Annotated in this window: 22 protein-coding genes; 8 read left to right on the forward strand and 14 right to left on the reverse strand. The window is 62.1% G+C overall.

Features of this window, described 5'->3' with window-relative positions:
- Positions 1–16: 16 nt before the first annotated feature.
- From ACYVIA_RS12815 to ACYVIA_RS12830, 4 genes are all read right to left on the reverse strand, one after another.
- Positions 17–3,106: an efflux RND transporter permease subunit gene (locus ACYVIA_RS12815; protein ID WP_460841570.1), complete on the reverse strand. Its 3,090-nt coding sequence runs from the start codon at positions 3,104–3,106 to the stop codon at positions 17–19.
- Between the two features lie 15 nt (positions 3,107–3,121).
- Positions 3,122–4,279: an efflux RND transporter periplasmic adaptor subunit gene (locus ACYVIA_RS12820; RefSeq protein WP_460841339.1), complete on the reverse strand. Its 1,158-nt coding sequence runs from the start codon at positions 4,277–4,279 to the stop codon at positions 3,122–3,124.
- Positions 4,280–4,319: 40 nt separating this feature from the next.
- Positions 4,320–5,750 carry an efflux transporter outer membrane subunit gene (locus tag ACYVIA_RS12825; RefSeq protein WP_460841341.1) on the reverse strand — a complete coding sequence of 477 codons (1,431 nt, stop codon included), beginning with the start codon at positions 5,748–5,750 and terminating at the stop codon, positions 4,320–4,322.
- A 146-nt stretch (positions 5,751–5,896) separates the two neighbouring features.
- Positions 5,897–7,150, reverse strand: coding sequence for a sterol desaturase family protein (locus ACYVIA_RS12830; RefSeq protein ID WP_460841343.1), 1,254 nt, complete (start codon positions 7,148–7,150; stop codon positions 5,897–5,899).
- A gap of 387 nt (positions 7,151–7,537) precedes the next feature.
- Here ACYVIA_RS12830 and ACYVIA_RS12835 point away from each other — a divergent pair, with 387 nt between their 5' ends.
- Positions 7,538–8,008 (forward strand): CreA family protein, encoded by a 471-nt coding sequence (locus ACYVIA_RS12835; RefSeq protein WP_460841344.1) that lies wholly within the window; start codon positions 7,538–7,540, stop codon positions 8,006–8,008.
- A gap of 136 nt (positions 8,009–8,144) precedes the next feature.
- Here the strand turns inward: ACYVIA_RS12835 and ACYVIA_RS12840 are convergent, their stop codons facing one another.
- The 3 genes from ACYVIA_RS12840 to ACYVIA_RS12850 all read right to left on the reverse strand — a co-directional run bounded on the left by ACYVIA_RS12840 (position 8,145) and on the right by ACYVIA_RS12850 (position 12,954).
- The gene (locus ACYVIA_RS12840; RefSeq protein WP_460841346.1) at positions 8,145–9,215 is read right to left on the reverse strand and encodes an AI-2E family transporter; all 1,071 of its coding nucleotides are present in this window, start codon (positions 9,213–9,215) and stop codon (positions 8,145–8,147) included.
- A gap of 261 nt (positions 9,216–9,476) precedes the next feature.
- On the reverse strand, positions 9,477–10,346 hold the full coding sequence (gene htpX, locus ACYVIA_RS12845; protein ID WP_460841348.1) for a protease HtpX: 870 nt from the start codon (positions 10,344–10,346) through the stop codon (positions 9,477–9,479).
- 574 nt (positions 10,347–10,920) lie between these two features.
- Complete coding sequence (locus tag ACYVIA_RS12850; protein WP_460841350.1) at positions 10,921–12,954, reverse strand: FAD-dependent oxidoreductase; 2,034 nt, start codon at positions 12,952–12,954, stop codon at positions 10,921–10,923.
- A 431-nt stretch (positions 12,955–13,385) separates the two neighbouring features.
- On the opposite strand from ACYVIA_RS12850, the gene ACYVIA_RS12855 reads away from it, so the two are divergent.
- Positions 13,386–14,249 (forward strand): DUF6920 family protein, encoded by an 864-nt coding sequence (locus ACYVIA_RS12855; RefSeq protein WP_460841351.1) that lies wholly within the window; start codon positions 13,386–13,388, stop codon positions 14,247–14,249.
- A 95-nt stretch (positions 14,250–14,344) separates the two neighbouring features.
- A complete protein-coding gene (otnI, locus tag ACYVIA_RS12860) occupies positions 14,345–15,118 on the forward strand; it encodes a 2-oxo-tetronate isomerase (protein WP_460841353.1) in 774 nt (257 codons plus the stop codon).
- A 76-nt stretch (positions 15,119–15,194) separates the two neighbouring features.
- Here the strand turns inward: otnI and ACYVIA_RS12865 are convergent, their stop codons facing one another.
- Positions 15,195–15,677: a GDP-mannose mannosyl hydrolase gene (locus ACYVIA_RS12865; RefSeq protein WP_460841354.1), complete on the reverse strand. Its 483-nt coding sequence runs from the start codon at positions 15,675–15,677 to the stop codon at positions 15,195–15,197.
- Between the two features lie 139 nt (positions 15,678–15,816).
- Positions 15,817–18,402: a sensor domain-containing phosphodiesterase gene (locus tag ACYVIA_RS12870; RefSeq protein WP_460841356.1), complete on the reverse strand. Its 2,586-nt coding sequence runs from the start codon at positions 18,400–18,402 to the stop codon at positions 15,817–15,819.
- Between the two features lie 632 nt (positions 18,403–19,034).
- Here ACYVIA_RS12870 and ACYVIA_RS12875 point away from each other — a divergent pair.
- Positions 19,035–19,292, forward strand: coding sequence for a hypothetical protein (locus tag ACYVIA_RS12875; RefSeq protein WP_460841358.1), 258 nt, complete (start codon positions 19,035–19,037; stop codon positions 19,290–19,292).
- Between the two features lie 51 nt (positions 19,293–19,343).
- On the opposite strand, the gene ACYVIA_RS12880 is transcribed toward ACYVIA_RS12875, so the two are convergent.
- From ACYVIA_RS12880 to ACYVIA_RS12900, 5 genes are all read right to left on the reverse strand, one after another.
- Complete coding sequence (locus ACYVIA_RS12880; protein WP_460841360.1) at positions 19,344–19,586, reverse strand: hypothetical protein; 243 nt, start codon at positions 19,584–19,586, stop codon at positions 19,344–19,346.
- A gap of 215 nt (positions 19,587–19,801) precedes the next feature.
- Complete coding sequence (locus ACYVIA_RS12885; RefSeq protein ID WP_460841361.1) at positions 19,802–21,124, reverse strand: ferredoxin reductase family protein; 1,323 nt, start codon at positions 21,122–21,124, stop codon at positions 19,802–19,804.
- A 125-nt stretch (positions 21,125–21,249) separates the two neighbouring features.
- Positions 21,250–21,585, reverse strand: coding sequence for a PepSY domain-containing protein (locus ACYVIA_RS12890; RefSeq protein WP_460841363.1), 336 nt, complete (start codon positions 21,583–21,585; stop codon positions 21,250–21,252).
- 134 nt (positions 21,586–21,719) lie between these two features.
- Positions 21,720–22,259, reverse strand: a complete 540-nt coding sequence (locus ACYVIA_RS12895) for a diheme cytochrome c (protein ID WP_460841364.1) — start codon at positions 22,257–22,259, stop codon at positions 21,720–21,722.
- Positions 22,260–22,293: 34 nt separating this feature from the next.
- Entirely contained in the window at positions 22,294–22,710 is a 417-nt protein-coding gene (locus tag ACYVIA_RS12900; protein ID WP_460841366.1) for a DUF1924 domain-containing protein, read from the reverse strand.
- Between the two features lie 167 nt (positions 22,711–22,877).
- On the opposite strand from ACYVIA_RS12900, the gene ACYVIA_RS12905 reads away from it, so the two are divergent.
- The 4 genes from ACYVIA_RS12905 to ACYVIA_RS12920 all read left to right on the forward strand — a co-directional run bounded on the left by ACYVIA_RS12905 (position 22,878) and on the right by ACYVIA_RS12920 (position 25,856).
- Positions 22,878–23,216 carry a PepSY domain-containing protein gene (locus ACYVIA_RS12905; RefSeq protein WP_460841368.1) on the forward strand — a complete coding sequence of 113 codons (339 nt, stop codon included), beginning with the start codon at positions 22,878–22,880 and terminating at the stop codon, positions 23,214–23,216.
- A gap of 15 nt (positions 23,217–23,231) precedes the next feature.
- The gene (locus ACYVIA_RS12910; protein ID WP_460841370.1) at positions 23,232–23,900 is read left to right on the forward strand and encodes a response regulator transcription factor; all 669 of its coding nucleotides are present in this window, start codon (positions 23,232–23,234) and stop codon (positions 23,898–23,900) included.
- Positions 23,897–25,285: a sensor histidine kinase gene (locus ACYVIA_RS12915; protein WP_460841371.1), complete on the forward strand. Its 1,389-nt coding sequence runs from the start codon at positions 23,897–23,899 to the stop codon at positions 25,283–25,285. The genes ACYVIA_RS12910 and ACYVIA_RS12915 overlap by 4 nt, the downstream gene beginning before the upstream one ends.
- 85 nt (positions 25,286–25,370) lie before the next feature.
- Positions 25,371–25,856, forward strand: a complete 486-nt coding sequence (locus ACYVIA_RS12920; protein WP_460841373.1) for a hypothetical protein — start codon at positions 25,371–25,373, stop codon at positions 25,854–25,856.
- Positions 25,857–25,883: the final 27 nt, after the last annotated feature.

Raw genomic sequence — 25,883 nt, forward strand, 5'->3', positions numbered from 1 at the left:
AGGCGTAATGCGCCGGTCAATGGTCTGCAACCGGCTCCGTCCCCCGCTTGCCGCGCAGCCGGTTTGCCGTGCGCCGCATGAAGTGTTCCAGGTCATCCATATAAGTAAACACCGCCGGCACCACCAGCAGGCTGAGTACGGTGGAGGTAATCAGCCCGCCGATGACCGCAATCGCCATCGGCGAGCGGAAGCTGGCGTCGGAGGCGCCCAGTCCCAGTGCAATCGGCATCATGCCGGCACCCATGGCGAGCGTGGTCATGATGATCGGGCGGGCGCGCTTGTGGCAGGCATCGAGCAGCGCGTCGAACCGGTTCATGTGGTGGTCGCGCCGCGCGACGATCGCGTATTCGACCAGCAGGATCGAGTTCTTGGTGGCGATACCCATCAGCATGATGAGGCCGATCAGCGACGGCATGGAAAAGCTCTTCTGCGCCACCAGCAGGCCAACGAAGGCGCCGCCCAACGACAGCGGCAGCGCGGCAAGGATCGTGACCGGATGCAGGAAATCCTTGAACAGCAGCACCAACACGATGTAGATGCACAGCACGCCGGTCAGCATCGCCAGACCGAAGCTGGCGAACAGCTCGCCCATCACCTCGGCGTCGCCGATTTCGACGATGCGCACGCCCGGCGGCAGGTTCATGACAGATGGCAGTTTTTGTACGGCGACCTTCACATCACCCAGCGGCAGGCCGGACAACTCGATCTCGAAGTTGATGTTGCGCGAGCGATCGTAGCGGTCGATCACTGCGGGGCCGCCGGCAATCTCGAGTTCCGCCACCTGTCCGAGCATGACCGGCCCGCGTGCGCCGGGCACGGCCAGGCGTTCCAGCACATGCAAATCTTCGCGGGCGGATTCCTGCAGCTTCACGACGATCGGCACCTGGCGCTGGGACAGGTTCATCTTCGCCAGGGACATATCGTAGTCGCCGACCGTGGCGATGCGCAGGGTTTCGCCGATGGCGGCACTGGTCACGCCGAGGTCGGCCGCACGGGCGAAGTCGGGGCGCACCGCAATCTCCGGCCGGACCAGGCTGGCCGTGGAGGCGACACTGCCCAGGCCGGGGATCGTGCGCAGGTCGCGCTCGACGGCACGGGCGGCGGTGGACAGCGCGTTCGGGTCTTCGCCGGTCAGCACCAGGATGTACTTTTCGCCGGAGCCGCCGAGGCCGACCTTGCTGCGGGCACCGGGAAGTTTTTCCAGTGCCGCACGCATCTGGTTTTCGATCACCTGCTTGCGCGGGCGTTCGCCGCGCGGGCTCATCAGGATGGTCAGGGTCGCCTTGCGGGGTTCCGCCGCGCCTTGCATCGCAAACGGATCGCCGCCGGCCGTGCCGCCGCCAATGGTGGTGTACACGCTTTGCACATGGTCGATCTGGCTGACCAGCTGGCGGGCTTGCTCGGCGGTCGCCATGGTGCGCTCCAGCGTGGCGCCGGGCGGCAGTTCCAGGTAGACCTGCGTCTGCGAGTTGTCGTCCGGCGGGATGAAGCCGGTCGGCAGCAGTGGGATCAGTGCAATCGAACCGATGAAGAAGAGGGTGGCAGCCAGCATCGTGATCGCACGGTGGCGCAGGCTCCATGCCGCCCAGCGCATATACCACTGCATCCACCACGGATCGCCGTGCGCGGCTGCGGCGGGCTTGAGGATATAGGCCGCCATCATCGGCGTCAGGATCCGCGCCACGACCAGCGAGGCGAACACCGCCAGTGACGCCGTCCAGCCGAACTGCTTGAAGAACTTGCCCGCAACGCCGCTCATGAACGCGGTCGGCAGGAAGACGGCAATCAGCGTGAACGTGGTAGCGATCACCGCGAGCCCGATTTCATCGGCCGCTTCCATGGCGGCCTGGTAAGGCGTTTTTCCCATCTGCAGGTGGCGCACGATGTTTTCCACCTCGACGATGGCGTCGTCAACGAGGATGCCGACCACCAGCGACAACGCCAGCAGTGTCACTACGTTGATCGAAAAACCGAGGAGATACATGCCGATGAAGGCTGGAATCACCGACAGCGGCAGCGCGACAGCCGACACGAAGGTGGCCCGGAAGTCGCGCAGGAACAACCACACCACCACCACGGCCAGGATGGCGCCTTCGTACAGCAGGTCCATGGAGCCGCTGTATTCCTCTTCCACCGGCTTGACGAAGTTGAACGCTTCGGTCAGTTCCAGATGGGGGTGCTGCTGCTTCAGCTCCGCGAGCGCCTGCTGCACGGCTGCGCCAACGGCCACTTCGCTTTCACCCTTGCTGCGCGCCACTTCAAAGCCGACGACGGGCTTTCCGTTCAGCAGGGCGGCGGCACGCGGCTCGGCAATCGTGTCGGTGACCGTTGCCACCTCATCGAGGCGGATGCGGCGCCCATCGGACAAGGCCAGTTCCATCCTGGCCAATTCATCTGCCGACTTGACCGTGGCAAGGGTGCGTATCGGTTGCTCGCTGTTGCCGAGGTCGGCACGGCCGCCGGCGCTTTCGGTCTGCACCAGCCGCAGCTGGCGCGAGATGTCGGCCGCCGTCGTGTTCAGCGCCTGCAGGCGCGCGGGATCGAGATCCACATGCACCTCGCGGGTGACGCCGCCGACGCGGTTGACTGCACCGACGCCGCGCACCGCGAGCAGCCTGCGCGCCACGTCGTTGTCGACGAACCAGGACAGCGCTTCGTCATCCATGCGCGGCGAACTGATGGTAAAGGCCAGCACCGGCTGGCTGGCGAGATCCATCTTGTTGACGATCGGATCGCGCAAGTCGCCGGGCAGGTCGCTGCGCACCTTCGCCACCGCGGAGCGCACATCATCGACGGCTTCCTGTACCGGTTTTTCCAGCCTGAACTCGGCGGTGATGCTGACGCCGCCGTCCTGCACCTTGGTATACATGTGCTTGAGGCCTTGCACCGTCGCAATCGAGTTCTCGAGCTTGCGCGCCACTTCGGTTTCGAGCTGGGCCGGTGCCGCGCCAGGCAGGGAGGCGGTGACCAACACTGTCGGCAACTCGATATCCGGAAAATTCTGGATCTTCATTGCCTGGAATGACAGCAACCCGCCAAAGGTCAGGAGCACGAAGAGCATCGTCGCCGGAATCGGGTTCCGGATCGACCAGGAGGACACGTTCATCATGGGCGGTCTTCCTTACGGCTTCGCTGCGGCCGGGGCTGCAGCCGGCGCGGGAGCAACCTCTTCTACCACCCGCACCACATCGCCGTCATTGAGGAAGCCGGCGCCGCTGGCAACAAGCACTGTGTCCGGCGCAAGCGGGTCGAGCACCTCCACCTGGTCGCCGATACGGCGCCCGGTGCGGATTTTCAGCTGGTTGACGCGACCGTCCGGGTTCAGCCGGAAGACATAGCTGAAGCCGTCACGCAGCACCACGGACTGCTGCGGCACAGTGAGGGCATCCGAGACGCCGAGGTCGAACTCGCCGCGCGCAAACATGCCGGCCCTGGCCGGCGCCGACTGGCCGGGCGCCGGTTGCAGGTCGACATAGACGAGCGCCGCGCGGCTTTGCGGATCGACGGTCGGACCGATCATGCGGACCTTGCCTTGCAGCCGGGTGCCGTTAGCAGCCGTGATCGTCGCGGGCGTGCCGGTTTTCAGCCGGCCGAGTTCGGTGGAGGTGACTTCCGCGCGCCATTCCAGGCGCCCTTTGCGGATCATGCGGAACAGCTCCGTGCCTGCGCCGGTAACGGCGCCGACCGTGGCCTTACGTTCGGAAATGATGCCGCTGTCCGGTGCCACGACCTGCACGTGCTTCATGCGCAGTTGCTGGGCGTCCAGCATCGCTTTGGCGGCGGCGACCTTTGCCTCGGCGGTCTGTTCGGCGGTGAGGTACTGGTTGATCTGCTGTGCGCTGAGTGCGCCCGTTTCCTGCAGCAGGCGAGCGCGTGCCGCATTGGCGGCGGCGTCCGCGGCATTGGCCTCCGCCTCAAGCAGGGCGGCGCGCGCCTGGGCGACGTCGGCATCCACCGATTCGCCGGCAAAGGTGGCGAGCACCTGGCCCGCACGCACGCTGTCGCCAACGTTGACGCGTACTTCGGCAAGGCGCAATCCGTTGGATTCGCTACCGATGCTTGCCTCCTGCCACGCGGCAATGTTGCCGTTTGCGGCCAGGCGGATCGGCAATGGCACGCGGGAGGGTTTCACCGTCGTGACGGTCATCGCCGGCTTGGGGCTCGCGGCTAATTTCTCCGCCTGCGGTGCAGGTTCGCGCAGAGAAAGCGCGACGCCGATACCGATGGCGAGCGCAAGCGCGATGATGATGAACAGGGGTTTTCGCTTCATACGTTTCATGATGATGATTTTTCGATCTGGTTCAGGGCGCGTCCGTCCTCTAGCGCTGCGCGCTCGTCTCGGCGGGCGGTGTCCAGCCGCCGCCGGCAGCGCGGTAGAGTCCAATCCAGGCGGCGCGCCGCTCGCGTTCCAGCGTGACGACGATGCTTTCGGCAGCGAGCAGTGTGCGGCGCGATTCTTCCAGCTCGACGAGACTGGCGAGCCCGTTCTTGTAGCGGCTTTCGGTCGCCTTGAAGGAGCTGCGGTAGCCATCGGCGGCGGCCAGCACATCGTCGCGGCGGGCGCTGGTGCTCTGCAGGTTCACCAGTGCTTCCTCGACTTCTCGCACCGCCTGCCTGACCCTGGCGCGATAGTTGGAGACTGCCTCGTCATAGCGTGCGCGAGCCGCGTCGATATTGGCCGCGCGGCGGCCGCCGTCGTAGATCGGCACGGTTAGAGCCAGCGGCCCGATGGACCAGGTGCTGAGGTTGTCGCTGAGCCCGGCGGCGCGGAATCGTGCCACACCGACCGAACCGCTCAAGGTCAGCCGCGGATAGCGTTGTGCCTCGGCGCTGCCGAGATCCGCGCTCGCTGCATCGACCTCGCGTTCAGCGGTAAAGATATCCGGCCTTTGCGTGAGCGTGCGCGCAGGCAGGCTGTCAATCACGATGGGCGGCGACTGCTCCGGCGCCGGGGATGCAGAGGCGGCAAGCGACTGGCGCAGTTCCGGCTCGGCAATCGCGGTCAGGGCGGCGAGCGCCTTGACATCGATGTCGCACAGCGCGCGCTGCTGTGTTGCACGGGCACTGCCTTCCGCAGCGCTGGCGCGCGCCAGGGCCGCAGTGGCCGGCGCCTGGAAGCCGGCATCGGCACTGAGCTGCGTCAGGCGGGCAATCTCCGCACGCGAGGCGGCATCGGCCGTGGTGATGGCGAGCTGCCGTTCGCAGGCGCGCAATCCGTAATACAGGTTGGCGACTTCCGCAGCCACCGAGACCCGCGCCTCATGCCAGCCTGCTTGCGCGCCCTCCAGTCGCGCCTGTGCCGCATTGCGGCCGGCGCGGTTACCACCGAACAGATCGATTTCCCAGGAAGATTCAAGCCCGGCCTGGACCACCGTGTTGGCCGGCAGGGGCGGCTGCGCGCTTTTGCGCGTCGCGCTGGCCGAGGCATCCAGCGTCGGGAGCAGGGCGGCGCCGGTGGCGACGCGTTCCGCGCGCGCCTGGCTGATGCGCGATCTTGCCGAGGCCAGCGTCGGGCTTGCAGCCTGCGCGGCGTCGATCAGGCGTACCAGCACGGGATCGCCATGCTGCTGCCACCATTGGGAAAGGTCGGTCAGCATGCCGCTATGCGGGAGCAAGCCGAAATTTTCCGGAACCGGCGCCTGCCATTGTTCAGGGAGAGTGGCGCCCGCGTCCGGCGCCGATTTTTGCGTAGCGCATGCGGCGAGTAGCAGCGGCACGCAGGCAAAGGCAATTCGTTGGAGTGGTTTCATTCTTTCTTTTTCTTTTCCACGCCTCGCACAGCAAGCCGCTTCCCGTCTTGTGGACGGGGCGTTCTCCAGGGAGGCGTGATTGCAATAGGCGAATTATAGGTAATGCCAGCCGGTGCCCCGCTATCCGTGCAAGTTACGGGTGCAAATTACTGGTGTGAATAATAGCCCGGCGCCGGCGATGTCCTGATGAAGACGAGCCAAAGCGCGACCAGTGATCCTCCCGCCATCCCGGCAATGGCACTGATAGTTACAGTGGAAAGTGGCACGCCAAACCAGGTACTCGCATAAAGTACGCCGCCTGCGGTAGCGATCAGACGTAGCGCTTCGAGTGCAACATAAAACACGCGCCTTTCCATCAATCCGCCGACGGTCCACAGCCCGGCACCGATCCATGCCGCATACATGGAGCGCTGTCCCGGTGGCAGGGCACTGAACGATGCGAGGAAGTGCGTCGTGACCAGCAGGATGACCGTGAACTGCGCGGCGCAATACAGCTGTTCCGCACGCGTCAGCTGCGGGTCGTACAGCGGCCGGCCGATGTCGAACGGTGCGGATGGCCATTTCAGCGCCACATCCGCCGGATGCCAGCCGGGTGGCGCAACCCACACGCGCAGCTTGTCGCGCAGCCGACGTGTCCGCACGAAATCATTCCAGATTGCCTTGTAGCCTTCGAGGTTCGCCCACAACGGATTCCAGCTGCGCAGCGGACTGCGGGTGCCGTAGACGATGCGCTCGTCGTCGCGCTCCTCGATGAAAGTGCCGAACAGCCGGTCCCACAAGATGAGGATGCCGCCGTAGTTCTTGTCCAGATAGATGTCGTTGACGGCGTGGTGCACACGATGGTTGGACGGCGACACAAACACGCGATCGAACCAGCCGAGCTTGCCGATCTGCTGCGTATGCACCCAGAACTGATACAGCAGGTCGATCAGCGCCACCACGACAAACACTTCCAGCGGATACCCGAGGATGGCCATCGGCATGTAAAAAATCCAGCCGAGCAGGGCGCCGCTGCTGGTCTGGCGCAGCGCCGTCGACAGGTTGTAGTCCTCGCTCTGATGGTGCACGACATGGGCAGCCCACAGCACATTGACTTCATGCCCCGCGCGGTGCAGCCAGTAATAGCAGAAGTCGTACAGCAGCAGTCCGCTCATCCACACCCATATGCTGGAGGCGGACAGGTCAAACAGGGCGAATCGTTCGACCGCCCATGCGTAAATGCCGATCTGCAGCAGCTTCAGGAAGACGCCGCTGACCTGGCTCAGCACACCGAGGCTCAGGCTGTTGATGGCGTCGTTCAGGCGATAGGTGTTGCGCCGGCGTAGCAGTCCGACGACCAGTTCCAGCACGATCAGAATGAAGAAGACCGGTGTGGCGAGGGTGATGACTTTTTCGTGCATCGCTGCCTCCGTGCGCGCGTGCGTGTATGCATGGATAAGCGGCAATCGTAGCCGAAGCCGCGCAGCGCCAAATGCCTGAAAGCAGCGGTATTGATTATTCTCATGAGGTCTCCGGGAGTATCGGCTACTTATTCGCGCGATGGCTCGCGGTGGCTATAAGACTGCTGGCGGGAATGCGGAGGATGGGCGGCCCGTCTTTGCGCTGTTGGATGCGATGTATGACGGTCTTGGCGATCGCAGAGATGGCAGAGCGAACCTTCGCTGTTCATGCGTATGACCGATCACCCGGCGGTGTGGAATTCATGCATGCTGGCACTGTCATATGACAATGTTTTTCCGGCCGGTCTATCCGGCATCCGCCTACATTAAATTTGGAAAAGGTTTGCCATGCCTGTCAAATCCGTTACGGCCATTCTGTTCGCTGTCCTGTCGTTCGGTGCAGCAGCTGAAGAGGTCGGCCAGGTCGATACCGCTTTCAAGCTGATCGGCCCCGATCACAAGATTGTCGTTGAAGTATTCGACGATCCGAAGGTTGTTGGTGTGAGCTGCTTCCTGTCGCGCGCGAAGACGGGCGGTGTGAAGGGTGCGCTCGGCCTTGCCGAAGACAAGGCAGAAGCCTCAGTCGCGTGCCGGCAGGTCGGCGACATCCGCTTCAATGGCAAGCTGCGGCGGCAGGAAGAAGTCTTTACGGAGAGGGCATCGATTCTCTTCAAGCGCATCCGGGTGGTCCGAATGATCGACGCCAAACGCAATACGATTGTCTACCTCGTGTATTCGGATCGCCTGATCGAAGGCAGTCCGCAGAACAGCGTGACGGCGGTGCCGGTTCCCGCGGGTGTACCGATCCCTGTCCAGTGAGGTGGGAAAGCAGGCGGAAAAGCGCTTGCCCTCTGGATTGCCACCGTGACTCGCGCCACGGTGGTCCTTGCCTGCTTATTAGACTGGTTTATCGGACAGGCTTATTTGGCAGGATTAATGGGCAGGATAATTGGGACTAAGCGGCGCGCTTGTCGGTTGACGACGAGGCGGATTCTTCCTGGATAACTTCAACATCGCCGTCGCGCAGCCACCAGTACAGCACGGCCATCATGAATGGGCCGACGAACAGGCCCAGCACGCCCAGGGTGGACACGCCGCCCAACAGGCCGAACAGCACGGCAAGGAAGGGCAGATTGACGCGGTTGCCGATCAGCTTGGGACGGACAAACTTGTCCACCAGGAAGAGCTCGAAGGCACCCCAGGAAAACAGTCCGAGCGCCGCACCCGGATCGCCTTGTCCGAGGAGCAACAACGACACTGCGGTAAAGGACAGTGGCGCACCGCCGGGGATGAGGGCCAGATAGCCCGTAATGACGCCCAACAACGCCGGCGCCGGGGCGCCCGCTATGGCGTAGGCGATGCCCAGCACGACGCCTTCCAGGACGGCGACCGAACACAGCCCCAGCGCCGTCCCGCGTACGGAAAGCGGAAAGAGGCGACGCAGCATCGCGTAGTGCCTGGGGGCGAGTCGCTCGCCGGCATGATCCACATGCCGCACGACCGCCGGACCTTCCAGGTACAGGATAAACAGCGTCAGCAATGCAAGGAACAGGTACAGCGCGTTTGCCAGGATCGTGGGCCCCAGGGTTCCGACGGTACTGGTCAGGTGAGGGAGCAAGTCTCCTGCGGTCGTCCGGATCAATGTATTGAGCCCGCCGGGCGCAGCGAGATGTTCCTCCCACCACTTGAGCACCGGCTCCGCGATGAGCGGAAGGCGCGACAGCCATTCCGGTGCGGGGACGCCCGCCTGGTTCAGTTGGCCAACCAGGCGTTCTACCGTCGAGAGCTCATTGCTCAAGGTGTTGAACAGGAAGATGGATGGCGCAATGAAGCTGACCAGCAGGAGGCCGATCAGCGCGCTTGCACTGGAGATGCGTGACCAGCCCTTGCGCAGCAGCCGTTCGTGCAGTGGCCAGGTAATGACTGCAAGCAAGCCGGCCCACGCAAGCGAACCAAGGAAATGCTTGAGCAGCAGGGCGAGCAATGCTGCGAACAGGAGGGGGAAAAGCGGAGTCAGGTAAGGCATTGCCAATGAATTCTGGAAAAACAAACGTCGATGCCACTGTTCCCGCACGTCGTCTGCAGGTACCAGACTGTCCCACCGGCCACAATGAAGATTCGTGGGAGTGAAGCAGTCCGCAGGAGATGGCTGATGCGAATCAAGCCGCTTGTTTCTCCTTTTTATCCGGGAGTCCGGAAGGTGCGACCAAGCGGACATGGCCGCACCAAGCATACAAGAGAACGCTCGCTCAACCTAGCAGATTGAGCGGGTGTTTGTACTTCTGTCTCACCCCTGCAATGCGGCGATGCGCGATTCGATCGGCGGATGGCTGCTGAACAGGGAAGCAAGGCCGCCGCCGGCGATGCCGGAAGCCGCAAGGTTCTTCGGCAGCTCGCCTTGTGCAAGGCCACCAAGACGCTGCAGGGCGGCAATCATTGGGCGCGACGTCCCGAGAATCTGCGCCGCACCACGGTCCGCGCGGTATTCGCGCTGGCGCGAGAAATACATCACGATGATGCTTGCCAGGATGCCGAACACGATATCGAGCACGATGACCGTCACTGTGTAGCCGATCCCGGGGCCGGTGTTCTCTTCATCGTTCTTGCGCAGGAACTGGTCAACTGCATAGCCGACGACGCGCGCCAGGAAGATCACGAAGGTATTCACCACGCCCTGGATCAGCGTCAGCGTCACCATGTCGCCGTTGCCGATGTGCGCGACTTCGTGCGCAAGCACCGCCTCGACTTCCTCGCGAGTCATGGAGGTCAGCAGACCGGTGGACACGGCAACCAGGGAGCTGTTCTTCGTTGCGCCGGTGGCAAAGGCATTCGGTTCGCCGTCGTAAATGGCAACCTCCGGCATGCCAATGCCGGCCTTCTTCGCCTGCTTGGCAACGGTATCCATCAGCCACAGTTCCGTCGAGTTGCCCGGATGTTCGATGACCCGTGCGCCCGTTGACCATTTGGCAATCGGTTTGGACAGGAACAGCGAAATGAATGCGCCGCCAAAACCCATCAGGGCGGCGAACACCAGCAGCATGCCGAGGTTGAGGCCGTTGGCTGTCAGGTATTTGTTGACGCCGAGGAGGCTTGCGGAAATACCAAGGACGACGACGATAGCGAGGTTGGTAGCAAGAAAAAGCAGGATACGTTTCATATTCCGTTGTCGTTAAAAGAGTTGTGTTAAAGCGGTGAAACCCCGGTGTCGCGAATCAGGCAGGCGAAAGAAATTCCGGAGGATGACTTTCGGCCCGCGCATTATTGCCCGGTGACGGATTGGCCGGGCATCGGCAGTGCTGCCTCCCAAGACGTGTATTCCGTCAGCGGACGATTCGCGGATGCGAATTGTAAATGCCAATGCGCGACATTAAAACCGAAGTTTTTTTGATTTTTTCTTCGGAAAATAGAGATAGAAGCTGCAGGGCAGGAGAAGGCTTGCTTCTTTGTCTACTTTGGGGCTGAAGTAACCCAGTGCTGTTGCGACTGCACGGCTCAGGCCTGAGGCAGGAACTTGACTGATGAGGTTGCGATGCGAATGCAGGTTCGGTGCATGCGGCACATTGCGCACGCGATGCCTTCTTGACTCGGCATTATCCGTAAATCACCGGTGACAACAAGGTCTGGTAGGAGCAGCCTCTACCCACGCCATGCACAGGCCAGGGCAGAGTCTGCTTGATGCGTTCGATCTGACTCGCCGGGATAGCCTCGCCACAGGCGCATCCGTGCGGGTATTACAGCTTTGCGGCGACTTCCGCACCTTCGCGGATGGCTCGTTTGGCATCCAGTTCCGCGGCCAGGGCCGCGCCACCAATCAGATGGAATCGCGGGCCGCTGCTGCTCTGTTCCTTCGGCATCAGCTCGGTCAGCGAATCCTGCCCGGCGCAAATGACCACGTTGTCGACTTCCAGCACGCGCGGCTCGCCGTTGACACTGACATGCAGGCCCTGGTCGTCGATCTTGTGGTACTCGACGCCGGCAATCATCTTCACGCCCTTGCGCTGCAGCGTTGCGCGATGCACCCAGCCGGAGGTCTTGCCAAGCGTGGCGCCGAGCTTCGAGGTCTTGCGCTGAAGCAGGTAGACCTGCCGCACCGGTTTCTCCGGTGTTGGTTCGGTCAGGCCGCCGCGCACGCCGGCACTGAGGTCGACGCCCCATTCGGCAAGCCAGTGGTCCAGCGGTTCGGGCAGCGGCACGTGCGGGCCGTGCAGCAGGAACTCGCTGATGTCAAAGCCGATGCCGCCGGCGCCGACGACGGCAACGCGCTCACCGACCCGCGCATTGTTCTTCAGCACATCGAGGTAGGACAGGACTTTCGGGTGGTTGATGCCCTCGATCTTCGGCGTGCGCGGCACGATGCCGGTGGCGACGATCACGTCGTCGTAGCCTTGCTGCAGCAGTTCTTCGCGCGTCACCTTCTTGTTCAGCACAAGCTCGACGCCGGTGACCTCCAGGCGGCGACGGAAGTAGCGCAGCGTCTCCGCAAACTCTTCCTTGCCCGGCACGCGCATGGCGTAATTGAACTGGCCGCCAATGCGGTCGCTGGCATCGAAGAGGGTGACCTTGTGGCCGCGTTCGGCCGCGACGGTAGCCGCAGACAGGCCGGCTGGGCCGGCACCCACCACCGCGATGCGCCGCTGCTGGGCCGTCTTCGCGTACACCAGCTCAGTTTCGTAGCCTGCGCGCGGATTCACGAGGCAGCTCGCGCGCTTGTTGGCAAAGGTATGGTCGAGGCAGGCCTGGTTGCAGGCAATGCAGGTATTGATTTCGTCGGTGCGGCCGGTCGCGACCTTGTTGACGAACTCTGGATCGGCGAGGAAAGGCCGCGCCATCGACACCATGTCGGCATCGCCGCTGGCGAGGATGTCTTCTGCGACATCGGGCGTGTTGATGCGGTTGGAGGCGACGACCGGAATCGAGACTTCCTTGCGCAGGCGCCCGGCCAGGCTACGGAACGCGGCGCGCGGCACCGAGGTCACAATGGTCGGCACGCGCGCCTCATGCCAGCCGATGCCGGTGTTGATGATGTTCACGCCGGCCTGTTCCAGAGCCTTCGCCACCGCCACCACATCGTCCCAGGTATTGCCGCCTTCGACCAGGTCGAGCAGCGAATGACGGTACATGATGATGAAGTCCTTGCCCGCGGCAGCGCGCACCGCTTTCACGATCTCCACCGGCAGGCGCATGCGGTTCTCGATCGAGCCGCCCCATTGGTCGGTGCGCTGATTGGTACGCGCGCAGAGGAACTGGTTGAGGAGGTAACCCTCGCTGCCCATGATTTCGACGCCGTCGTAGCCGGCTTGTTTTGCGAGTCGTGCACAGCGCGCGTAGTCGCGGATAGTGCGCAGGATGCCGCCTTCGGTGAGGGCGCGCGGCTTGAACTTCGAGATCGGGGACTTGATGTCCGACGCCGACACGACAAAGGGCTGGTAACCGTAACGGCCTGCATGCAGGATCTGCATCACGATCTTGCCGCCTTCTTCATGCACGGCATCGGTGACGCGGCGGTGGTTGGGAATGTCGAACACGCTGTTGACGGTGCCGCCGAACGGTAGCAGCCAGCCTTCACGGTTGGGCGAAATGCCGCCGGTAACGATCAGGCCGACGCCGCCTTTGGCGCGTTCGCGAAAATAGGCGGCGAGCTTCGGGTAGTTGTAGAAACGGTCTTCCAGGCCGGTATGCATTGAGCCCATGACGACGCGGTTGCGCAGTGTGGTGAAACCGAGATCGAGCGGCGCGAGAAGATTGGAGTAGCTTTTAGTTGTCATTTGTATCACTCGTTGAAAGGCGTCGGTAAACCGGGGCAGTCTACAGGATGGCAGTCGGCTTCCCGTTAGTGGCGGCGCACTAATCAGACGCCTTGGCAAGGGCAGTGCGCGCATGGCCCATTCGTCATATCTTGATGCCGGATAGGGCGGTGAAAATCCCTCCGGCGTACTATTTATACAATCCGCTTATTCCAGCAGAAGCAGGCCATGGGGTTGTCCGGTTGCCGGCTTCGTTTATTGTGCGTTTCAGATTCATCAGGCAGCGTCGAGTTAGATGATCAGAAGAGAGATCCTGCAAAAACTGTCATGGCGATCCGAGCGTTGCTCCCGAAATCTTCCGTGCCGCAGAAGCTGTAATGCGCAGCACGCTGCCCAGGCCGGAAAACGTATTCGGAACTCAGCCGCAACGCATTTTTACTCGCAGGCATGACATGGTTCGATTAATTCTCATTGTCGCTCTCGCAACGATTGCGGCCGGCGCAGCGGGCGCCCTCATGTATGGCGCGCACCAATGGAACCAGGGGACGGAAGCGCTACGTGACGAACTGCTCGCTGCCCGCAAGACCTTACATCCCCAAGCCTTTGATCCGGCCGAGCTGGACGGATTGCCCGTACCGGTGCAGCGCTATTTTCGTGCGGCGCTGAGGCCGGGGCAGCCGATGGTCGCGCTTGCAAGGCTGGAGCACACGGGCACCTTCAACATGAGCGAGAGCAGCGAGCAATGGAACAGCTTTACGTCGACGCAGCTTGTTGTCACACGCCGGCCCGGCTTTGACTGGGATGGACGTATCGCGATGCTGCCGGGCTTGAATGTGCATGTGCATGACGCCTACATCAACGGCAAGGGCATCCTGCGTGCATCGCTCGCCGGCCTTTTTAGACTGGCCGACATGCCGCCAACGCCTGCATTGGCGGAAGGCGAACTGATGCGCTTTCTCGCCGAGGCGGCATGGTATCCGACGGCCCTGCTGCCGAGCCAGGGCGTGCGCTGGGAGGCGGTGGGCAACATTACCGCGCGGGCGACGCTGACGGATGGCGACACCACGGTGAACCTGCTGTTCGAATTCGACGATGATGGTTTGATCGGCACGGTGCGCGCCGAAGCGCGTGGACGCATGGTCGACGGCAAGGTTGTGCCGACGCCGTGGCAGGGACGCTTCTGGAATTACGAGGAGCGCAATGGCATGCGCATTCCGCTGGAAGGCGAAGTGTCCTGGGTGCTTCCCGAAGGGGAGAAGCCGTATTGGCGCGGGCGCGTCACCCGTATCGAGTACGAGCCGGCCACGCCCGGATAGATATAATCGGGGCCGACTTCTGATGGCCAGAGTGCCCAACGGGACATGACTGGTCGCCGCCTCTTTCCAACTTTCCGTTTTCAAAAGGAAGTGCCGTGCCAAAGTTCGCCGCCAATATCAGCATGATGTTCAACGAGCTGCCTTTCCTGCAACGCTTCGACGCCGCGGCGCAAGCTGGTTTCAAGGCTGTCGAGTTTCTTTTTCCCTACGAGTTCGAAGCCGGAGAGATCGCCGCGCGCCTCAAGGCAAGCAGGTTGGAGAACGTCCTGTTCAACATGCCTCCTGGCGACTGGGCGGCAGGTGAACGCGGCATGGCAGCGCTGGCGGGCCGCGAGGAGGAATTTCGCGCCGGCGTCGCCAAGGCGATTGACTATGCCGGGGTGCTCGGCACGCCGCGCCTGCATGTGATGGCGGGCATCCTGCCGGAAGGCGCCGACCGCGCGCGCCATCGCGCCATTTTTATCGAGAACCTGCGCTACGCATGTGCACAGTGCGCCGAACACGGCATTGACGTGATGATCGAGCCGATCAATACGCGTGACATGCCGGGCTATTTCCTCAACCGGCAGGACGAGGCCCATGCGATACGCGAGGAAGTCGGCGCCGCCAACCTGAAGGTGCAGATGGACTTCTACCATGTGCAGATCATGGAGGGCGACATCGCAATGAAGGTGCGGCGCTATCTGCCCCATATCGGCCATATCCAGATCGCTGGCGTGCCGGAGCGCCACGAGCCGGATACGGGGGAGGTCAATTATCCGTACCTGTTCCGCCTGCTCGACGAGCTTGGCTATGACGGCTGGCTCGGATGCGAGTACCGGCCGAAAAATGGCACGGCGGAAGGGTTGGGCTGGATGAAAAACCTGTGAAAGGCCTTCGAAGCCTCGGTAAAACCGGATGTGCCGGGAGGAGCACCGGCACACCATGCCATAGAAACTACGCTCCTCATGCTTCCGGACAAGGGCAACGGAAGCCGTTGGCCGGCGCCTCGCAAAAGTAGAGCTTCGTGTTCGGATGCACCTGCGGGCTGGCAAGCAACGATTCCGTGTCCCACCATCGCAGCTGCGCATGCTGGTCGTCGTGGACGAAGTGCGCGTCGGCACTGACCTGGCATTGATAGGCGCAGACGACGTAGTGGGTGCCGATACCTGGTTCGCCGTAAAAGTTGTCCTCATAGAGGTGATCGAAGACACCGACCAGCCTGCCGCCGGTTGCCTCTACCCCCAGTTCAGTGCGCGCGATGCGCTGAAGTGCGTCCTGCGTTCGCTCGTTCTTCCTGATACGCCCGCCGGGCACGAACCAGAAATCCTGCGCAGGCCGGTTGCGGCGGTATCCCAGCAGGACCTGGCCTTGTTCATTGCGTACGATGAGGTCGATGGAAACAAACGGCGTCGATGCCGCTACCGAGAGAAACGTGTCCCTGTCCATGTGCATACTGCGTCTCCCGCATGATCGTGGTTGCCGATCATGCCCGATTTCTCGCACCCGGGTGTTGCGCTTGCTCGGTTTCGCTCACCAGAAAATGTCATGGCCCGGAATACGCGTTCTGTGCAGGTTCATGGCAGCGTCAAAACTGCTCGGCGGGAAGGGGGCGGCTGAACAGGTTGCCCTGGTAGGCATGGCAGCCGAATTCCGCCAGGTAGTCGCGCTGGTCTTCCGTCTCCACTCCTTCGGCGATGACTTTCAGCCCGAGCGTCTGGCCGAGCGCGACGATGGTGCGGGCGATGGCGGCATCGTTGGCGTCGGTGAGCACGTCCCTGACGAATGACTGGTCGATCTTGAGCTGGTCCAGCGGCAGCCGCTTGAGGTAAGCGAGCGACGAATATCCGGTGCCAAAGTCGTCCAGCGAAAAACTGACGCCATGGGCCTTAAGGGTACTCATCTTGGCGATCGTGTCTTCCAGGTTCTCGACGAGCACGGTTTCGGTCAGCTCCAGTTTGAGTCGTCCGGGATCGGCCCCGGTCCGCTTGATGATGGCAAGTGCCCGCTCGACGAATTCCGGGTGGCGGAACTCCCGCGCACTGACGTTGACAGCAATGCTGAACTCGGAGACCGGCGGCCGCTCCGTCCATGCTGCAAGTTGCGTGCAGGCTGTCTCGAGTACCCACTGGCCGAGCCGCATGATGAGCCCGGTTTCCTCGGCCAGCGGGATGAATGTCTGGGGAAATACCAGCCCCAGTCGCGGATGCTGCCAGCGCACCAGCGCCTCCATGCCGATCACGTGGCCCATGCCGTCGGTCTGCGGCTGGTAATGCAGTATGAAATCTTGCCGCTGCAGGCTCCTGCGGAACTCGCGTTCGAGGTTCACGCGGGCAGTGACGATCGCTTGCATTTCCGGGTCGAAGAAGCGGATGGCATTGCGTCCGGATGCCTTGGCCTGGTACATCGCAAGGTCGGCGCGCTTGAGCAATTCTTCAAGATTGTTGTCGTGCTTGTTGAACAGCGCCACGCCGATGCTGGGCGTGCTGTGATAGTCGTAGCCGCCAAGCTGGAAGGGTTCGTGAAAGCTGGCCAGGATTTTCTCCGCGACGAATTCCGCCTGTGCCGCCGCAATGCGCGCCTTGGGGCTGAGTTCTTCCAGCATGACCACGAACTCGTCGCCGCCGAAGCGGGCGACGGTATTGCTCTTACGGACGCACGCTGCGAGCCGCTGCGCGATCTGCTGCAGCAGCAGGTCGCCCTTGTCATGACCGAGGGTATCGTTGAGGGTCTTGAAGTTGTCGAGATCGATGAAGAGCAGGGCGCCGGAATGTCGGTTGCGCCCGGCGAGCGCCAGCGCATGCTGCAACCGGTCCAGCAGCAGGCGCCGGTTGGGGAGGCCTGTGAGCGAGTCATAGAACGCAAGGCGCTCGATCTCCTGTTCGTTCGATTTGCGCTGGGTGATGTCGCGCTGGATCGCCGCATAGTGCGTCACTTCGCCGGCACCGTTGGTGACCGGCACGATGTCGAGCTCCAGCCAGAATTCGTCGCCGGCCTTGGTGTAATTGATGAGTTCCGCAGACACCGGCTCCTTTCTCATTAGCGCAGAGCGGATACGGTCGAGTTCGGCCCGCTGCGTGTTGGGGCCTTGCAGCAGGCGTGGTGAGCGCCCGAGCACTTCTTCCTGCCGGTATCCGGTGCACTGCTCGAAAGCCTGGTTGACGAAGACGATGCGCGGCCCCGGTTCTTCGAACGGCTGCGCCTCGGTGATCATGATGATGTCGTTCAGCCTGGCAATGCAGGTCTTGAGCAAATGCAATCGCTCCTGCGAGCGGCGCTGCTCGGTGATGTCCTGCACCGTGCCGGACAGCATGTGCTGCCCGTTTGCATCGAAGTGATGCTCTGCACGCGCATGCACATAGCGTATGTCGCCGTCCGGCCGTTCGATCCGGTGCTCGATGTCCAGCGGTGTACGGTCATGCAGGCTGGCCCTGATGCCGGCGAGCACACGCTCGCGGTCCTCGGGATGGACGCAGGCAATGAAGGAATCGCATTCTTCGGTCTGGTTGACCTGGGTCATGCCAAAAATGCGATAGATCTCTTCGGAACAGGCGATGCGCCAGGTGATCGCGTCCATCGACCAGCTTCCGACACCGGCAATGCGCTGCGCCTGGCGCAGGTGTTCTGCCTGCCGGATCAGCGCCGCATTGATCTGGTCGCGTTCTGCCGCCATCTGTTCAAGTTCCTGACGGCGGCGGCGCAGCTCGATGTGCACGACGACCTGTTCGCCGAGCATTTCCAGCGCGGTTTGCTGCAGCGGCGTCAACTTGCGCGGTACGGTATCCATCACCGCCATTGCACCCAGCGCATAACCGTCGGCGGTCCGCAATGGAATACCTGCGTAAAACCGCAGATGCGGGGCTCCGGTGACGAGCGGGTTGTGCCTGAACTCGGGGTACTTGAAGGCGTCGCTCACGACGAACGGTTGCTGGCTTTCGATCGTGTGGGTGCAGAATGAAATCGCGCGGTCGGTTTCTGGCACGCCCAATCCTATTGCCGACTTGAACCATTGGCGTTTTTCGTCAACGAACGTGATCGTAGCAATCGGCGTCTCGCAAATGCGCGCAGCGAATTGCGTCAGGCGGTCGAATTCCGGCTCCGGAGGCGTATCGAGGATCTGAAAAGATCGCAGGGCTGCCAGGCGGGCTCGCTCGAATGAGTGCTGCATATCCATGGGATATCGCTCGTGAATCTGATACTTGCTTAGTGATTAACTCTCGGTCATCGTGCCAGCGACAGTTTCCGTCCTTGTTGTGCGTCAAAGAGTTTGGCGGCCCGGGGATAGAGTTACCGGGTGGCATATCGGGTGGCGCATGCCCGGTTGCCATCCAGTTGCCATTGGCAGCGGGCAGTCGGCAGTCGGCGTCGTGGCACTGTCGCTACGATAGCGTTCCGCTAGAATGCGGGTCTTTGCAGCAGAATGCCGCCGATGCGCATTCCTTGTTTCCACCATGCCCGGGCTGCTTGCTTCAGGCATATTTCAGACATATGACAACTCTGGTGGAAATTCATTTGCATGCGTTACGATTTTTTGCATGCAAATTATTTCGCCTGCGAATAACGTCGCGAAGAATAGTCAATATGTTGAATGGAACTATCCATCATGCTTGAATGCGGGGCAGCAAGCATGACAACAGCTTGAGTGCAAAGGGCTTAATGCAACGCAACGTGCTGCATGCAGGTTTCCGCACACGCGGTCGCAGGACAGACAAACAGGGGCAGATAGGCTCATCCGGCAAGCATTACTCCAGCCAGCACTCAAGCATCAAGTATCAAGCATCGAGCATCAAGATACCTTCCCATCCCATGCCAATCGACGAACTTGTTCCCATCATCCTGAAATCCGTGGCAGTCGGCCTGCTTCTGGGCGGCGTAGCCTACAAGATGAAGCAGCGCAGCTTCTTTCTCTGGGCCGGTATCGGTGCAGTGGCCGCGGCAATCTTCCCCGGGCTGTCGCTGGTAGCGCTGATGGTTCTCGCCTTCCTGCCCAATGGACCGGACAGGCGCAGCGGCCCGAACAGTCAGAGCAGTCAGAAGAACGGGAACGAAACGGACGTCCGATAGGGAGTCGTTTCGGGACCGTTCCGGTTCGCCCGGTAATTGATTTTCCGGATGCTACCTGCCGCTACGCTTGCGCGGCGGAGCTGCGTGCAGATAGGAAAAGCGCGGCTTCTGCTCCTCCGGCGTCGGGCGCCGATCTGCATATTCCTGCTCTTCAACGACATCGATGTATTGGCTCCCGTCCAGCGGCCGGCCCACATACGGGCCGCCTGGCGCAACAGGTTGATCTGCGCCGGGCTGCTCGGGGGCGAGTTTCTGGCTCGTGGCCTCGTCACCGTGTGGTTGTCTGGTTCCCATATGGAATTCTCCTGTCGCCCTCTGGCACGTGCGGCAACAGATGCGCACAGATGCCGGCAAGAAGGCATTGAACCAGTATAGGCGACGGCGCAAGAAGTGCATGACGGTGCATGACGGTGCATGACGGTGCATGATGGTGCGCGATGCGGATTGCTGCAGTGGCTGAACATGGTGGCCTGACCGTGTGTGTGCAACGGCCAGGCCAGGCAAGTTTTTTACCGCATCTCGAACGCTTCCTGGTGGAAGCGGAGGCGACCCTGCCATGCCCGGTGCAATCCCCCCTTGATCTTATCCGCAAGGCCTTGCGGGCCGCAGTACCAGACTTCGGCGGGTTGCTTGCGATGGACCGAGGGTGCAAGTGCGTCGGCGGACAGCAAGTCGCCTTGCCTTGCGCCATGGATATGCAGGCGAATTGTCGGCAGGCGGGAGCAGAGTGCTTCCAGCTTCGCAACGAAGGCATCCTGGTCCCGGTCTCGCGTGCAATAGTGCAGGTCTGCAACCGGTGCGTTCTCGGGATGGGCCTGCAAGGCATCCAGCCATGCGAGGAAGGGGGTGACACCGATGCCGGCGGCGACCCAGATCTGCTGCGCGTGCTTGCTTCGCCGGGAAAGGTCGAACTGCCCGTACGGTCCTTCAACCCTCACTGCCTGGCCGTGGTGCAGGCGGTCGGCCAGGTCGCGCGTGTAGTCGCCCAAGGCCTTGATCTGGAAAGTGACGAGACGGTCTCCCTTATCGGCACACGCAATCGTGAAAGGATGCGGTCCTTCAATCTTGTCGAAGGTAATGAAGGCAAATTGTCCGGGACGATGGCCGCGCCATTCTTCGCCAAGACGGCACGTCACTTCGGTAATGTCGCCAGCCGGTTGTTTGACCGACACGATGGTGCCGTTGACCAGGCGCTTCTTTCCTATGCGTCCGGTCAGGGATTGCACGCTGGCCCATGCGCCGCCAGCCAGGAAAACGGCCAGCAGCAGGCCGACCGGCTGCGACCAGTAATCCGTCGGCGACAGGAGCACCGCATGGAATGCAAGCATCAGGTACAGCACGGGCATGACGCGATGGATGTAGCGCCAGGCGAGGTAGGGGAAGCGCTTCCACAAGGTCAGCACCAGCATGGCCAGCACGGCGTAGATTGCCCATTCCCCCATTTCCTCTGCAAGCTCGCGCATTGCATCGAGGATGCCGTCGAATTTCTGCTCGGGCAACCTTCCGGCACGGCCGACAAGGGATTTCAGGATGTCGTCCGACATTTCCACCAGCCAGTGGATGCCGGCGAGGCTGATGCCGACGATGCCGGCCCATTTATGCATGCGGTAGATACGGTCCATGCCGCCAAGCGGCCGTTCCAGCCACACGGGGCGCGTGGCCAGGATCATCGCCAGCGACATCAGGATGATTGAAGACAGTCCGGTCAGGTACAGGGCTTCCTGGCGGGACAGCCACCATAGCGAGGTACCGTCAGGCACCGGAGAGGCAAGCAGATCCAGCCCCCATGCGAGGGTGACGAGTGCAAGCAGGCTTCCGAGAATGTAGTTCATGATGTTCTTCTGCAAGAGTGAATGGCATGGTGGAAATGGCTTGGCGGTGACGCGGCTGCCAGGTCGGGGGATCACGTGACCCGCAGCCGTATCGGTTCAGGCATTGCACGCCCTTGCCAGGTGCGTCATGCTCCCGGCTCGCTGCCGCGCTGCTCAAGGGTTCGGTCCTTGCGGCTTGTGCTGGTGATGTCGCCTGTTTGCGGGTCGACATACAACCTGATTCGTTCACCGTTCTGACCGATCGCCTTGACTTCGTAAGCGTTCCGCTCACGCTCGACCTTGTCGATATTGTCGTAGCCGGCGGCCGACAGCTTGACCAATACCTGGCTCATCGACAGGTCGCTGCGTTCATAGGAAATGTCCTGCTGCGCGTTCTGGGAAAATGCGGGGGCGAGAAAAGCGGCGCCACCGGCCACGCCGGCACAGAGGACCAGGGCTGGGAAAAAACGAGAAGTGCGCATGATGTAAACCTTTCTTTCTCATGGGTGGCCGGGAATACGGCCATGGATCCATTGTGTGACAGCGGGGCTGAACAGAACCTGAAGAGCGCGTTCAACTGGCGTTCAGAAAGCGCCATCGCTGTCAGTCATCGTAGTCAGTCATCGTAATAACCGCGTTCGGCATCGACGTGACAGGCGACACAGTTCGCCTTGGTGCCGACATCCTTCTGCTTCCACTCCCAGTCTGCGACCTCGCGATGCTCCGACTTCCATTTCGGCAGTTCGGTGATGCGCAACGGCGCATTGTCCGGGGACAGCCCGCGCATCAGTTTTCTGCTGTTGCGGTTGCCGGCCATGTCGGCTGCATTGGCAACGAGATAGTCGGTAATGCGGGCCGCGGTGGAGGCATCGACACTGGCATCGTCGCCAAAGTGGTTGCCGAGATCGGACATCATGCGTTTCCAGGAACGCGCGGGCAGCATGGACGGTGCAAAGGCAAGATGGCAGCTTCCGCATTCATTCTTGACAACGGCGTCTTTCACTGGCGCAAAGTAGTGGCCGTCACCCGCACGCGCCCGCTGCAGCAGCAGCGCGGAGAAGGCGACGACGAGCAGGGTGATGGCGATGGGGCGCAGGGGCAGGCGTGCCGGGAATGACTTGGATAGTGACTTGAATAAGGATTCGGATACGGGCATGGTGAACCTCCTGGATTGCATGTAACGGGATGAATCAACGGCCCATCATGAAAGTGAGCCAGTCGCCTTTTTCGAGCGGGGTGCATTCACGCCCCAGCACTTCGTTGCAGTTGCGCTTGAACCATTTCTCGACTTTGGCCGGATCGGTATAGCGTGCCGGCGTCATCGATACCGCCATGGGATCGATCGTCTTTCCCGCCGGTGTGCGGCCGGCCGTACGCGGCGATTCGGAATGGCAGGTAGTGCAGGCCGGTGTGGCGGGTTTGCCGCTGCCGAATTTCTTGACGTGGAACGCCTCGCCGCGCGCAGCCGAAAAACCGGCGAAATCCGGTGCGGATTGCTTTGCCGCCGCTGCATAACGAGCGAGCAGGGCCTCGCGCTCGCCCGCGATGCTCGATGTGGCCAGCGGCAGCGTTGCGAACAGTACAATGGCGCCAATCTTCAGGTTCATGTTTACCTCGTCGTTGTGGTCTGGAGGCTTCACTATGCTGGCGCCCGACTTAACAGAACCTGAACCCGGCGTTCATCTTCCATTCAGGTTTGTACGGCTATAACTGCCTCGTCGCCGGCCGGTGGAGAAAATGCGCTGCCGGACGTTTCTAGCACCCGGAGGTCACCATGAAATCGCTCGGAGTTTTCTTTGCATCGCTGGCCGTTGCCTTCACGTTTGCCGCCGGCGTGCAGCAGCCAGGCTGGGCTTCCGAACAGCGGGATCATGACCGTGCGCGACAGGCGCTTCAGGCAGGCGAAGTGCTACCATTGAAAGCCGTGCTCGAGCGTGTCGAACAGGACTATCCCGGGCAGGTCATGGAGGTCGAACTCGAGCGCGAAGGCGGACGCTGGGTCTATGAAATCAAGATTCTCCGCACAGGCGGTTCTTTGTTAAAACTGAAAGTGGACGCGCGCGACGGTACGCCGCTGGAAAAGAAAGAGCGGCACAACGCGCAACGTCATTGATCGGGGAGGGGCATCATGCGTGTTCTGGTCGTAGAGGACGAGCCGACACTGGCAGCACAACTGGCCCAGGCGCTGGCCGCCGCCGGCTATGCGGTTGATACGGCGAGCAACGGCGAGGATGGCTTTTTCTCCGGCGATGATCCGGCGCAGCCCTACGATGCGGTCGTGCTGGATCTGGGGCTGCCGCGGATGGACGGCATTACCGTGCTGAGAAAGTGGCGCGCCGCCGGACGCACCATGCCGGTGCTGATCCTGACCGCACGGGACAATTGGCACGAGAAAGTGGCCGGCATCGATGCCGGGGCCGACGACTACCTGACCAAACCCTTCCACATGGAAGAATTGCTGGCCCGCGTGCGCGCCCTGATCCGGCGTGCGGGCGGCCACGCCAGCCCGGAGCTGTGCTGCGGCTCGGTCGTGCTGGATACGCGTAACGGCCGTGTCACCGTCGACGAGCAGACGATCGCGCTGACCAGCCATGAGTTTCGCGTACTGTCGTTCCTGATGCACCATCAGGGCGAACTGGTATCGCGCACCGACCTGATCGAGCACATTTACGCGCAGGATTTTGATCGCGACTCCAATACAGTGGAAGTGTTCATCGCCCGGCTGCGCAAAAAGCTACCGCCGGGCCTGATCGAGACCGTGCGCGGGCTCGGCTACCGGCTCGTTGCGCCGCAATGAGCTTGTTTGCGGCCCTGCGCGCCTCGTTGCGTTTCCGCTTGCTTGCGGGGACGCTCGTGTGGGTCGTCGTCACCATTCTTGTCGCCGGCTGGGGGCTCAACGATTTGTTCCAGCGGCATGTGGAGCAGCAGTTCGATGCAGCGCTGACGACCTACCTGGATCAACTGACGGCACAGATTGCCGTGAATGACAGCGGCGAACCGTCGCTTTCAGCAATGCCGAGCGACCCGCGCCTGAGCAAGCCTTATTCCGGCCTGTACTGGCAGGTCGATCGCATGGCGCGCCCCGGCATGCCTGCTGCCGCAGGCCTGTTGCGATCCCGCTCCCTCTGGGACGCGGTGCTGCAGGTGCCGGAGGATCAGCCCGCCGACGGCACCGTACATCGCCATCGCATCGCCGGGCCGGATGGAGAAGCGCTAGGCATGCTTGAACGCGTCGTTTTCCCTGCCGGGCAGCCGGATCGTCCGCTGCGTCTGATCGTTGCCGCCAATGAGGAGTTGATGCGGGAGCCGGTGCAACGCTTCAGGGGCATGCTTTGGCTTGCCCTGGGAATTCTCGGCGCGGGCCTGATTTCGGCGGCCGTGCTTCAGGTCGTCGTCGGGCTTGCACCGCTGCGCCGGCTGCGCCAGTCGTTGGAGCGCGTACGCCAGGGAAAGGCGCAACGGCTCGAAGGAACCTTTCCGGTCGAAGTCAGCCCGCTGGTCGACGAGTTCAATGCAGTCCTTGTACAGAACGCGGAAGTGGTGGAGCGCGCGCGCACCCAGGCAGGCAATCTCGCACACGCGCTCAAGACGCCATTGAGCGTGCTCGCCAACGCTGCGGCAGCCGAACAAGGCGAGCTCGCAACCCTGGTCGGCGAGCAGGTCGAGGCGGCAAAGAAGCAGGTGGACTATCAGTTGCGCCGTGCTCGCGTCGCGGCAGCCGTACGCGTGCCCGGTGCGAGAACGCCGGTTGCGCCCGTCATCGACGGCCTGATCAAGGTAATGCGCAAGGTGCATGCGGAACGCCAGCTGACGCTGAGAAGCGTCAATCCGGATGACGATGCAGCCTTTCGCGGTGAAGAACAGGACTTGCAGGAAATGCTCGGCAACTTGCTGGACAACGCGTGCAAATGGGCTGACAGGATTATTGAGGTCCGTGCGCAACGCGATGGCGCCAGCCTCGTCATTACCGTTGACGATAATGGCAAGGGCATTCCGCCGGCGCAACGCGATGCCATCTTCCGCCGTGGCGTGCGTGCCGACGAACAAACGCCCGGCTCGGGGCTCGGACTGTCCATTGTCGACGACTTGGCGCGCATGTATGGCGGAATGGTCGAGATTGCCGACTCGCCGCTGGGAGGAGTTCGGATGACGTTGACCTTGCCGGCCGCCGGTACACCATGACGCGTCGGAGCATGTCGGCGGAAATGAAAACATCACGGATGTACGTTTTTCTGAAAGACGCCCACTGGGTCACGGGATGCGGAGCATGATGAACAACAGGAATTCGCGGCGCAGGACATTGCTCCTGCTGTCTGCCTTATGGATATCGGGCGTCGGCTCGGCCTTCGACGCGCGTGGTGCGGAGCTGCTCAAAGAGGTTTTGCAGATACGGGTCGATGGCAAGCCCATCCTTGGCGAGGCCGACCTGCAGGGCCGGGATTTTCCGAATGCCGATGCGGCCATGGCCGCGTTCAGGAAGAATATCGTTCCCATCCGGCGCAACAGCACGATACAGCTGACGGTTGCTTCCGTGGATGCCCAAGGACATGCCGTCGATGTAACGAACGACGGCGCAACAAGCTATCACTCGCTCGCACCATCGCGATTGTCCGTCTCCAGCGACGGCATGGTGACCGCTGCGGCCCCTGCCGACGCTCAATGGGGTGGCAGCGGGGATGTGGCCGTGCTGGTGGTCCACGAGACGCAGGTGGCGCTGGCGTGGAACAAGGTCTTCTTCAACGTCCTTCCTTAGAGCATGTTTGAAAACTTACTGCGCAGC

The sequence above is a fragment of the Noviherbaspirillum agri genome, assembly GCF_054780595.1.